The organism is Comamonas sp. 17RB, assembly GCF_030056555.1.
GTDB lineage: Bacteria > Pseudomonadota > Gammaproteobacteria > Burkholderiales > Burkholderiaceae_C > Comamonas > Comamonas terrigena.
This window is the reverse complement of record NZ_JASHHY010000001.1, coordinates 63,188-75,518: the sequence shown is the minus strand read 5'-3', so window position 1 is coordinate 75,518 and position 12,331 is coordinate 63,188. Positions and strand designations below refer to the sequence as shown.

Sequence of the window (12,331 nt, the reverse complement as noted above, 5' to 3'; positions counted from 1 at the left end):
TGAGGTGGCGTGTGCAGATGGGTCTGTACATGCCACCATGCTTGAGCTTGAGAGTGGTGCTGCGTTCAGGCAGCGTTGCTGGCGTCCTGTCCGCAGCGGCGGGCCGGTCCGGCAATGGGACGGCTCAGGTCGGTGGCCTTGGTGGCCAGCTCGGCCGCATCCATGAACACCTGGCCGTCGCGCACCTGGACAGCAAAGGCGGGGGTGCAGCCCTCGTCGGGCGCGGCGGCCTGGCCGTCGCACAGACCCAGGGTCCAGTTGTGCAGCGGGCAGGCCACGCTGCGGCCGAACACCATGCCCTGCGACAGCGGCCCGCCTTTGTGCGGGCAGCGGTCGAGCAGGGCGAAGATTTCGTCCTCGGCATTGCGGAACAAGGCCACGTCCAGCCCCTGGGGGCGGGCGACGCGGCGCGCGCCCAGCACGGGGATGTCGTGGACGGCGCAGATGGCTTGCCAGGTGGTCATTGCTATTCCTTTCGGATCTGCTGGTATTGATGAGGGATTCATGAAGGCCTGCCGGGGCGGTGCATCACACGCTGGCGGTCTGGGTGGGTGCCGCCAGCGGAGGCATGGCCGGGAGAATGGGGATGACGCGCTGGAACTGGCGGGCATCCACATGGGCCTTGTCGAGCTCGAACCAGGGGTCGGGTTCGCCATCCAGGGCAAACTGCAGCTGTTCCCACAGGGCCTTGCGGCCGGCGGCGTCTTCCAGAATGCGCCGCTTCACGTAGTCCAGGCCCACGCGATTCACGTAGTGCACCGTGCGCTCCAGGTACCAGCCTTCCAGGCGGTAGAGCTGCATGAAGGCCCCCGTGTACTCCAGCACCTCCTCGGCCGTCCTGAGCTTGGTGAAGAAATGCGCCACCTCGGTCTTGATGCCGCCGTTGCCGGCGATGTGCATCTCCCAGCCGCTGTCCACGCCGATGATGCCCACATCCTTGATGCCCGATTCCGCGCAGTTGCGCGGGCAGCCGCTGACGGCAAACTTCACCTTGTGCGGCGCATACATGCGCCACATGGCCCGCTCCAGGTCCTTGCCCAGCTGGGTGCTGTCCTGTGTGCCCATGCGGCACCATTCGCTGCCCACGCAGGTCTTGACGGTGCGCAGCGCCTTGGCGTAGGCGTGGCCGCTGGGCATGCCGATGTCGTTCCACACCGCCTGCAGGTCTTCCTTTTTGACGCCCAGCAGGTCGATGCGCTGGCCGCCGGTGACCTTGACCGTGGGGATCTGGTATTTGTCCACCGCATCGGCAATGCGGCGGAGCTCGTCGGCCGTGGTCTCGCCGCCCCACATGCGCGGAATCACGCTGTAGGTGCCGTCTTTCTGGATGTTGGCGTGGCTGCGCTCGTTGATGGCGCGGCTTTGCGGGTCGTCCTGTGCTTCCTTGGGCCAGGTGCTGATCAGGTAGTAGTTCACGGCCGGGCGGCAGGTGGCGCAGCCATTGGGCGTGCGCCATTCCATGAAGCGGAAGACCGCATCCGTGGTCAGCAGGTGGTGCTGGGTGATGGCCTCGCGCACCGCCTGGTGGCCATGGTCGGTACAGCCGCACACCGCCTTGGTCTTGGGCGTGCTGGAATAGTCGCCACCGGCGGTGAACATGATGATCTGTTCCACCAGCCCGGTGCAGGAGCCGCAGCTGGCACTGGCCTTGGTGTGCTTGCGCACCTCGTCCAGCGTGAACAGGCCTTTGTCCTTGATCGCCTTGCAGATGGCACCCTTGGTCACGCCGTTGCAGCCGCAGACCTCGTCGCTGTCGGCCATGGCCGAGGCCTTGCTGTGGCCTTCGTGGCCGGTGTCGCCGATGTTCGACTCGCCAAACATCAGCCGGTCGCGGATGTCGGCGACCGAGCGGCCTTCGCGCAGCAGCTTGAAGTACCAGCTGCCGTCCACGGTGTCTCCATACAGGCAGGCGCCCACCAGCTTGTCGCCCTGGATCACCAGCTTCTTGTAGACGCCGCCGCCGGGGGCATAAGGGTCGCGCAGCACGATTTCTTCCGTGTCCGCACCGCCCTGGAAGTTGCCAGCGGAAAACAGGTCGATCCCGGTGACCTTGAGCTTGGTGGAGGTCAGCGAGCCCTGGTAACGCCCGATACCCCATTCGGCCAGGTGGTTGGCCAGCACCTTGCCCTGCTCGAACAGCGGGGCCACCAGGCCGTAGGCCACGCCGCGGTGGGCGGCGCATTCGCCCACCGCGTAGATGCGTGGGTCGGTCACGGTCTGCAGCGTGTCACTGACCACAATGCCGCGGTCCACATGCAGGTGCATGCGCTGGGCCAGGGCGGTATTGGGGCGGATGCCCACGGCCATCACCACCAGATCGGCCGGGACTTCGCTGCCATCCTTGAAGCGCACGGCACGCACGCGGCCGATGTCGCCGGCCAGCAGCTCATGGGTCTGGGCCTGCATCAGGAACTGCATGCCGCGCTCGGCCAGCGACTGCTGCAGCATCCGACCGGCCACATCGTCGAGCTGGCGCTCCATCAGCCATTCGCTGGCATGCACGACCGTCACCTGCATGCCGCGCTTCATCAGGCCGTTGGCCGCTTCCAGCCCCAGCAGGCCGCCACCGATGACCACGGCATGGCGGTAGCGGGTGGCCGCGTCGATCATGGCCTGGGTGTCGGCAATGTCGCGGTAGGCCAGCACGCCCTGCAGATCGTGGCCGGGCAGCGGCAGGATGAAGGGGTTGGAGCCGGTGGCCAGCACCAGGCGGTCATAAGGCGCGCTGATGGTGTTGCCCGCCGCATCCACGCCATGCACCACGCGGCGCACCCGGTCCACCTCGGTCACCGTGCAGCCGGTGTGCAGATGGATGCCGTGGTCCTGGTACCAGGACCAGTCGTTGAGCACGATTTCATCGAGCGTCTGCTCGCCGGCCAGCACGGGCGAGAGCAGTATGCGGTTGTAGTTGGGGTGGGGCTCTGCGCCGAAGACCGTGATCTGGTACAGATCGGGTGCAATCTTCAGCAGCTCTTCCAGGGCGCGCACACCGGCCATGCCGTTGCCTACCAGAACCAGTTGGGATTTTTTCATCGTGCCCCCGTGGGTGGTTGCTTCATTCCAGGTTCGAAAACAAAAAAGGCGTCCTCTCCGGGCAGCGGTGTGCTGCGGGGAAAAGACGCCTTTGTCTTGTGCGACCTGCTTTGCGCCATTGCATAGCAGGTCTGCGGGCCAGCGGTGGCCTTGTCCATTTCAAGCAGTTTCTGTGCCAGTTAGCGCCAGAGACCTGCCCGGGAGCGGGTGTTTCACCCGGTATTGCAACGCACCGTGGTGGTGCGTTCGTGGTGTGTTCAGCGCTTGCCGTGGACCACCGCAGTGCACGCCTGCGGTGCCTGGTGTCTGTGGGCGGGGCTAGGCCGCTTTTTCTACATGGCCCTGGCGGGTGTAGAGAAAATCGATCACCGCCTTGCGGCAGCGCTGGTAGTCCCGGTCTTCGGCCAGTGCCACACGGTTGCGCGGGCGCGCCAGCGGCACCTGCAGCACTTCGCCAATGGTGGCGGCGGGGCCGTTGGTGAGCATCACGATCTGGTCGGAGAGCAGCACGGCTTCGTCCACATCATGGGTCACCATGACCACGGTGCTCCGGGTGCGGGCCACGATCTCCAGCAACTCGTCCTGCAGCTTGGCACGGGTGAGGGCGTCCAGTGCACCAAATGGCTCGTCCATCAGCAGCACCTGGGGTTCCATGGACAGTGCCCGGGCAATGCCCACGCGCTGCTTCATGCCGCCGGAGATTTCGCCCGGCCGCTTGTGCGCGGCGTGGCTCAGTCCCACCAGTTCCAGTGCGGCCGCCGTGCGGGCCTGGAGCTGGGCCTTGGTTTCCTTTTTGCCGAACACGCGCTCGACGGCCAGATGGACGTTGGCATGGCAGGTCAGCCAGGGCAGCAGGGAATGGTTCTGGAACACCACGGCGCGCTCGGGCCCCGGGCCTTTGATTTCCTTGTTGGCACACAGCAGATTGCCGGCGGTGGGGGTGGTCAGCCCGGCAATCAGGTTCAGCAAGGTGGATTTGCCGCAGCCCGAGTGGCCGATCAGGCTCACGAACTCGCCCCTGGCAATGTTCAGGTTGATGTCGCGCAGCGCAGGGAACAGCCCTTTGGTCGTGGTGAAGGTCTGCTCCACGCCCTGGATCTGGATGAACTTGGTGGAGAGCGACGGGTTGTGCAAGGTCGGATGGTTCATGCTTTCACCTCTTCAAACGTAAAGGCCGAAGCCAGTTTCACCAGTGCCCATTCCAGCAGCAGGCCCACGATGCCTATCACAAAGATGGCGATGATGATGTTCTTGACGTTCAGGTTGTTCCACTCGTCCCAGACCCAGAAGCCGATGCCCACGCCGCCGGTCAGCATCTCGGCGGCCACGATGACCAGCCAGGCCGTGCCCACGGCCAGGCGCACACCGGTCAGCAGATAGGGGAGCACCGAGGGGAAGAGGATGGTGGTGGCGATCTTCCATTCGCTCAGGTTCAGCACGCGGGCCACGTTCATATAGTCCTGGGGCACGCGCTGCACGCCCACCGCGGTGTTGATGACCATGGGCCAGATGGAGCAGATGAAGATGGTCCAGATGGCGGCGGGATTGGCGCCCTTGAACACCAGCAGGCCAATCGGCAGCCAGGCCAGCGGCGAGACCGGGCGCAGCAGGCTGATCAGCGGGTTGCACATGCGTGACAGAAAGCGGAAGCGCCCGATCACAAAGCCCAGCGGAATTCCCACCAGCGCGGCCAGCCCGAAGCCCAGGCCCACGCGCTGCAGCGAGGCCAGCACGTTCCAGCCCACCCCCTGGTCGTTGGGGCCGTTGCGGTAGAACGGGTCACTGAACACCTCGACGGCCTGCTGCCAGGTGTCCAGCGGCCCTGGAATGGCCCGACCGGTGCTGCCTGACACCAGCGACCACAGGCCCACCAGCAGTGCCAGGCCCATGACGGGAGGCAGCACGGTCTGCGCCAGTGCCGCCAGCCGCTGGCGCAGGCGCGAAGGTGCGGGCGGCGTAATGCTGGTTGCGGCGGCAGGGACGTGAGCAGTGGTGCCGGTGTGTGCCGTGGCAGGGGTGCCGTGGATGGCATCGTTGGCGGCCGCTGTGGCGATGGCGCCCTGGGGTGGGGCTGCATCACCGCGCGGGGAATGAAAGATGGCACTGACCATGGTGCTTCTCCTGATAGATCAATGAAGAGGGGCAGAGGCTCAGGCCTTGACCTTGAAGCTGTCGGCGTACTTGGCAGGGTCCTTGCCGTCCCACACCACGCCGTCGATCAGCTTGCTGCTGCGCATGGTGTCCTTGGGCACGTTCACCTTCAGCTGCGACGCGGCCTGGCTGTACAGGTCGGTGCGGTTGATCTGCTTGGCCACGGCCAGGTAGTCGGGGTGGCTCTTGAGCAGGCCCCAGCGCTTGTGCTGGGTCAGGAACCACATGCCGTCGCTCAGGTAGGGGTAGTTCACCGCGCCATCGGCAAAGAACTTCATGTGGTTCGGGTCGTCCCAGGTCTTGCCCAGACCGTTCTGGTAACGGCCCAGGATGCGCTGGTTGATGGCGTCCACGCTGGTGTTCACATAGGCTTTGCCGGCAATGGTCTCGGCCATCTTCAGCTTGTTCTGCAGGCTGGCATCGATCCACCGGCCGGCTTCCAGAATGGCCATCATCACGGCGCGCGCCGTGTTGGGGTTTTTCTGTGCGAATTCGGCTGTGGTGCCCAGCACTTTTTCAGGGTGGCCCTGCCAGATGTCCTGCGTGGTGACGGCGGTGATACCAATGTTGTCCATGATGGCCCGATGGCCCCAGGGTTCGCCCACGCAGAAGCCATCCATGTTGCCAATGCGCATATTGGCCACCATTTGCGGCGGGGGCACGGTGATGACCTTGGCGTCCTTGAGCGGGTCGATCCCGGCCGATGCCAGCCAGTAATAGAGCCACATGGCATGGGTGCCGGTGGGGAAGGTCTGGGCAAAGGTGTATTCGCGCTTGTCGCTGGCCATGAGCTTGGCCAGGCTGGCGGCATCCACTGCGCCTTTGTCCGCCAGTTTCTTGGACAGGGTGATGGCCTGGCCGTTCTGGTTGAGCGTCATCAGCACGGCCATCTCCTTCTTGGGGCCACTCACACCCAGGTGCAGCCCGTAGACCAGGCCGTAGAGCACATGGGCGAAGTCCAGCTCGCCGTTGACCAGCTTGTCACGCACGCCGGCCCAGCTGGCTTCCTTGGTGGGGATGATCTTGACGCCGTACTTCTGGTCCAGCCCCAGCACCGAGGCCATGACCACGCTGGCGCAGTCCGTCAGCGGGATGAAGCCGATCTTCACTTCCTTCTTCTCCGGAGCGTCCGATCCGGCGGCCCATACGCCGCCATGCCCCAGTTGGGTGTACAGGGCGGCACCTGCGGCGATGCCGCCAGCCTGGCGCAGAAACTGGCGGCGGCTGCCCGCTTCCATGGGGTCTGCCGGGGTGGATGGGGGAGTGCAAGCGGTATCCGGGGTGTGCTGTGCCATGGTTCGGCTCCTTCCAGTGCGTGGGGCGAATGCTTTTTCAACGGAACGACGGATCCCACCACGGGGCTGTTTCCAGCGCTGCAAAGCACAACGGCGTCCCGATCCGTCTGCGCTGCGCAGGGGATGGGGACGCCGTTGTCCTGTGTGTGGGGGCTGATTCCAGACCGCCGTTGGCCGGGATTCACTGCCGAGGAATGCAGAAACCGTGCCAGCTTTTCGACGGCAGGCTTCCCCAGGGAAGCACCGCTTATGGAGCGCGGTGATGCGCTTTGCAGTACGCATCTTGGCGGATGGCAGCGCGGTTTTGGTGCGCTGCAGCAGGGGGGCGACGCCGGTGCTGCTGTGTGTTGGTGCGTTTCGGCTGGTGTGCGGGCAGGTCAACCCTGTGCCGGCGGCAGCAGATCGGCCATGGCCAGCACGGCCTCGGCCACATCGATCAGGCGTCGGTTCTGGTTCATCGCGGTCTGGCGCAGCAGCTTGTGTGCTTCGCTCTCGCTGAGCTGGCGGTGCGCCATCAGCAGGCCCTTGGCGCGCTCCAGCGTCTTGCGCTCGGTCAGGGCGGAGCGCACGGTTTCCAGTTCGGCTTGCATGGCCTGCAGCCGCTGGGATTGCTCCTGAACCAGGCTCAGCACCGACTGGCCCAGCTGAGGTGCCAGGCTGTTACCCAGTTGCAGCGTGGCTTCGGGGGCTGGTGCATGGAAGAAATCGGGCAGGCCGTCGGGCGCTGTGGGGGCAGGGGCGTCACCCGCACCGGCGCTGCGCTGCAACAGTGCTCGCGGTTCCGGCGCCTGTCGGGCTGCCTGCAGCTGGGCGGTGCAGCGTTGCTGCAGCTCGTCGGCCAGTTGCACCTCGATGGCATACAAGGCATCCATGCGGGCTGTGCAGGCGTCGAACCAGGGCGTGCTCAACTCGGCATCCAAGGCCTGGCCGGTGGCGGCGGTGCAGCCCATGCGGCGCATGCGCTCGATCACCAGCAGCTCGGGGTTGTGGTGCTGGGTCTTTTCCCACAGCGCCAATGGTGTGGCGGGTGCGCAATCGGCAAACACCTGGAAGCAGCGCTCCTGTGCGTCGATCAGATGCAGCCAGTGCTGCTGGCGCGCGGCCTGGCTGCTGCCGCTGCCAAAGGCCGCGGCCCCGGTGGCACGCTCCTGGCCGGCCAGTTCCTTGCCCTGCATGAAGTGGAACATGGCCACCAGCAGGCGGGAAATGCCGGGCTCGGTGGCGCTGTCGGCCGCCTCGAAGACCACGGCCAGCAGGCCTGCGATCAGGCGGATATAGGCCGCGGTGGCGGCATCGGGTGTCAGCGCCAGCGCGCCGACCTGCTGGCGCAGCGCGGGCAAGGCGTCCAGCCCCTGCAACACATAGGCAATATGGTTGAACAGCCGCGCACCGTGACCGCCCTGGAAGGCATTCAGATCGAGTTGCGCCAGTGCCTGGTGCAACTGTGCTGCACAGCGGTCCGCTGTCTGGACCTGCGCCAGCCGAACGCTGGTGCCGCGCTGCCCACCACTGGCCAGCACGATGTTGGACAGGCCGCGCTCAGCCTGCAGCGCATGGATCAGCGCACCCAGCTGGCGCACCAGGGTGCTGGTATGCAGCAGTTGCTCCAGTTCGCCCATTTCACAGCGGCGAACGGCAATCAGGTAATGCAAGGCAGAAGTCATGGTGGGGCGTGCGGTGCTTTACCGTGGAGGCAGCAAGTTCTGTGCCTCATGGTGGTGCATGTGCGTAAGCCATGTGATCATGGGAGTGGCGATGGCTATCGGAGCGAGCTGGTTGCCATGTGCAATTGAAGTTGCTCTGCTTTTCATGGCTTTGGGCGCTAGATTCATCCGCTGACCGTAGCCCCACCCACACACATTCCCTTCCAGCGCACCCAAGAAAAAGCCGCCCTGCAGGGCGGCTGGTCAGCAACCGGGCGCTGAATGCGGAGCAAGCCTTGTGCCCATCCCCGCTTTCCGATGCGCTCAATAGCGTGTGGTGTACAGCAACCGCATGCCACGCTGGAAGCTGGTGTTGCTGCGGGTGAACTGCAGCTCCGCCGCAAACGTACCCATGCGCGACTGCAGGCGGCTGCCAAAGCCTACTTGCACCCGGTTGCGGCCGATGGGGCTGCTGCTGATGGCATAGCCTTGCGACCCATTCAGGTCGGCATAGGCAATGCGCACGTCGGACTGGTGGTCAAAGTCGTGCTGCAATTCCAGGCGGCCAAACGGCATCAGCTGGCCCCAGCGGGTGTCATGGCTGGTTTCCCCACGCAGACCCAGCGACGCCGAGGTGCTGGTGATGCGCTGCTCGCCAAACTGCAGTGCATGCCAGCCGGCGCCGGTTTCGGTGTAGGCGTCCAGGTTGCTGCGGGCCCACTGCAGGCGGCCGTAGGGAGAGAGCAGCATCTGCTGCGTGCGCCATTCATAGCCTGCGGACACCGAGGCAAACCACTGCGAACCATCCCGTTCACCCTGGGCAAACTCGCCGGCATCGGCCACCCAGCGGCGGCTGTCAAAGCGCAGGCGGCTGTAGCCCAGCACACCATCCACAAAATAGGCGGGGGCCGGGCTCCAGCTGCCGTATAGCGCGGTGCTCACGCCCTTGCTGTGGTTGCGGCTGCCTTCGCCGCCAATGGTCGTGCGGTCATAGGCAAAGCCCATGCCCATGCCCACCGTCCATTGGGCGTTGACCAGATAGTCCAAGCCCATGGTCACGCCGCTGGTGGTGAAGCGCAAGCCGTCGTCCTGGCCTTTGCTGGCATCGGCAAAGCCCCAGTCCAGCATGCCCGCGGTCCAGTAGGCCAGGCGCGGGCGCTCGGCGCTGCCTGGTTCGGGCAGAGGCTCATCAGCGTTGACCCGGGTATTGCGGGTCGTAGTGCCTGCCCCCAGCGCCACGGCGCGCTGGGCCAGGTTGCGTTGGGCGCTGCCCAAGGTGGCCGGGGCGTTGGCGGTTTCGCTGTCCAGGCGGCTGGCGTAGGCTTGCTCGGCGTTCAGCCCTTCGACAGCGGCCAGCGCATCTGGCTGGGCCGTGCGGCCCCAACGTGGGGCCAGGGCAGAACCGCTGTCCATCCCTTGGCGGGCAATGCAGTCCTGCTGGCCCAGCATGCTGGGCACGTTCTGGCAGTTGCGAATGCTGTTGTTGCCAGCACGGGGCATGGCCAGTTGCAGGCCGTTTTGGAACGCCTGGCGTTGCTGCGGGTTGCGCAGTTGCTCCAGGCGCTGGGTGAAGTTCAGCAGTTGGGCCCCAGCAAAACGTACGGAGGCTTGTTGCTGTGCGGTACTCAGGCCGCGTACATCGGCATTGGCCGTCGGGTCAGGGCGGGCTGCCACCTGCACGGTCACCGTGATCGGTGCCGATGTGCCGCCGACGTTGGCCAAGGTATAGGCAAAACTGATGGTGCCCTGGGTCGAAGCGGCGGGCGTGTAGATCAGATTCATGCCTTGTACCGCCACGCTGCCGCTGGCAGGCTGGGTATGCACCACCAAGCCCGTAAACGGCGCGCCCGTGGCGTTGGCTGTGGCGTTGACCGTTACTGGCTGGTTGGGGCCAGTGCTTACCGAGACGGAAGGTGCCGCAGGGACATCGGCAGCGATGGTGATGCTCACTGTCGCCGGCATGGACGTTCCGCCCGCATTGGTAGCGGTGTACGTAAAAAGGTCCGTGCCGTTGAAGCCTACCGGTGCGGTGTATGTCACCAGGCCTGTATTGCTGATGCTGACCGAGCCACCCTGCGTAGTGCTGGCCGATCCCACTGCATAGCTGATAGGGGTGTTGGTCACATGGGCGGTCACGCTGAAGGTGATGGCGGGTGCTGTGCCTGCGTTATAGGGTGCCGTGTGGGTAAAGGGCGAGGCTACAGGTGGCAATACCACCTGATCGTCATTGAGGATGGTCCCCACGGCGGTGTCTGTAATAGAAACTGCGGCATTGCTCACTGTATTCAGACTGACCGTGAAGGTCTCATTTGCCTCTACACGTGTGTCTCCGTTGACCGTGACCGTGAATGTCCGTGTCTCGCCCGCAGTCCCCGCGAAGGCCAGCATGCCAGTTGCCGCGACATAGTCATTGTCGGCAGTGGTGGCTGTGCCATCGGCGGTGGCGTAATTGACCGTGAATCCGCCAGACACTGCCTTGTCGAGTGTTGCGGTGAATGTCATCACCGAGGTGCCAGCATTGCCTTCCGGCAGGCTTACGTCGGCAATGGTGATTGCAGCAGTGTCGTCATCGACGATGGTCCCCACGGCGATGTCTGTAATAGAAACAGCAGCATTGCTCACCGTATTCAGACTGACCGTGAAGGTCTCATTTGCCTCTACACGTGTGTCTCCGTTGACCGTGACCGTGAATGTCCGTGTTTCGCCAGCAGTCCCCGCGAAGGTCAGCGTGCCAGTTGCCGCGACATAGTCATTGTCGGCAGTGGTGGCTGTGCCATTGGCGGTGGCGTAATTGACTGTGAATCCGCCAGACACTGCCTTGTCGAGTGTTGCGGTGAACGTCATCACCGAGGTGCCAGCATTGCCTTCCGGCAGGCTTACGTCGGCAATGGTGATTGCGGCAGCGTCGTCATCGAGGATGGTGCCGGTGCCGGTGGCTTTAGTCAGGGTGGCGTTCGAAGGATTGCTCAGGGTGATGGAAAACGCCTTGTGCGGCTCCACAACCGTGTCTCCCAGAATGGGAACGCTGAGGGTTTTGCTTGTCTGCCCCGCTGCAAAGGTGAGAGTGTCACTCACCGCGATGTAGTCAGCTCCTGCAATGGCGGTGCCGTTGCTGCTGGCGTAATTCACCGTCACTTCAGAGGCACTGGCCGCACTCAGCGTCACCGCGAACGTCATCGGTGTGCTTCCGCTATTGCCTTCCGACATCGAAACGTCGTTGATGGACAGGGTTGGAAGTGACGTGTAGGTGAACTGGTCTGCCGCGCTGGTGGCACTGGTGCCACCAGCGGTGGTCACGCGCACATCGACCGTGCCCGTGCCCGCTGGAGCCGTGGCCGTGATTTGCGTGGCGCTATTGACCGTGTAACCTGATGCTGCCGTGCCACCGAAAGTCACTGCCGTCGCACCGCTGAAATTGGTGCCGGTAATGATCACCGTGGTGCCACCCGTTGCCGGACCGCTGGTGGGCGATATGCTGGTCACCGTTGGCGCTGCCACATAGGTGTACTGGTCCGCTGCGCTGGTGGCACTGGTACCGCCGGCCGTGGTCACGCGCACATCGACCGTGCCCGTACCTGCCGGTGCCGTGGCCGTGATTTGCGTGGTGCTGTTGACCGTGTAGCCAGATGCCATCGTGCCACCGAAAGTCACTGCCGCCGCACCGCTGAAATTGGTGCCGGTAATGATCACCGTGGTGCCACCCGTTGCCGGACCGCTGGTGGGCGATATGCTGGTCACCGTTGGCGCTGCCACATAGGTGTATTGGTCTGCAGTATTGGTGACGTTGGTACCGCCAGCCGTGGTTACGGTGATATCCACGGTGCCTGCTGAGCCGGCAGGAGCGGTGGCGGTGATCTGTGTGGGGCTGTCGACGGTAACGCCGGTGGCAGGCGTGGCTCCAAACGACACTACAGTAGCGCCCGGGATGAAATTGCTGCCGGTGATCGTGACCAAGGTACCGCCGGCCGTGGGGCCGCTGTTGGGGCTAACGCCGGTGACGGTGGGTACCTGCTGGGCCAATGCATAGCTGCTGCACAGCAGTAATCCTAATAAGCACACCAGCAGCGTGCGACAGGCAGCCAGGCATTGCCGGGTGAGGGTGGATGGCAGACATCCCGCGGGAATACCCATTCGAAAGGCGGACACCAACCGGGCATGCAGCGGCAAGTGCTGCCAATCAAAAAAGTGAGGCATAACAGGAGCGTGTAA

At 64.5% G+C, this 12,331-nt stretch carries 6 protein-coding genes and 1 pseudogene; all 7 read right to left on the bottom strand.

Annotated elements, in window-relative coordinates; translation table 11 throughout:
* Positions 1-65: 65 nt before the first annotated feature.
* Positions 66-464 carry a nitrite reductase small subunit NirD gene (nirD, locus tag QM470_RS00330; RefSeq protein WP_283337712.1) on the bottom strand — a complete coding sequence of 133 codons (399 nt, stop codon included), beginning with the start codon at positions 462-464 and terminating at the stop codon, positions 66-68.
* 64 nt (positions 465-528) lie between these two features.
* A complete protein-coding gene (gene nirB / locus QM470_RS00325; RefSeq protein ID WP_283337711.1) occupies positions 529-3,033 on the bottom strand; it encodes a nitrite reductase large subunit NirB in 2,505 nt (834 codons plus the stop codon).
* A gap of 318 nt (positions 3,034-3,351) precedes the next feature.
* On the bottom strand, positions 3,352-4,182 hold the full coding sequence (locus tag QM470_RS00320) for an ABC transporter ATP-binding protein (protein ID WP_066531891.1): 831 nt from the start codon (positions 4,180-4,182) through the stop codon (positions 3,352-3,354).
* Positions 4,179-5,144: a nitrate ABC transporter permease gene (ntrB, locus tag QM470_RS00315; protein ID WP_283337710.1), complete on the bottom strand. Its 966-nt coding sequence runs from the start codon at positions 5,142-5,144 to the stop codon at positions 4,179-4,181. Before ntrB ends, QM470_RS00320 begins: the two co-directional genes overlap by 4 nt.
* 39 nt (positions 5,145-5,183) lie before the next feature.
* Positions 5,184-6,422 (bottom strand): CmpA/NrtA family ABC transporter substrate-binding protein, encoded by a 1,239-nt coding sequence (locus tag QM470_RS00310; protein ID WP_283338183.1) that lies wholly within the window; start codon positions 6,420-6,422, stop codon positions 5,184-5,186.
* Positions 6,423-6,856: 434 nt separating this feature from the next.
* Positions 6,857-8,143, bottom strand: coding sequence for a nitrate regulatory protein (locus QM470_RS00305; RefSeq protein WP_283337709.1), 1,287 nt, complete (start codon positions 8,141-8,143; stop codon positions 6,857-6,859).
* A gap of 303 nt (positions 8,144-8,446) precedes the next feature.
* Positions 8,447-12,127, bottom strand: a pseudogene (locus QM470_RS00300) (autotransporter domain-containing protein); the annotation flags it as partial.
* Between the last annotated feature and the right edge of the window lie 204 nt (positions 12,128-12,331).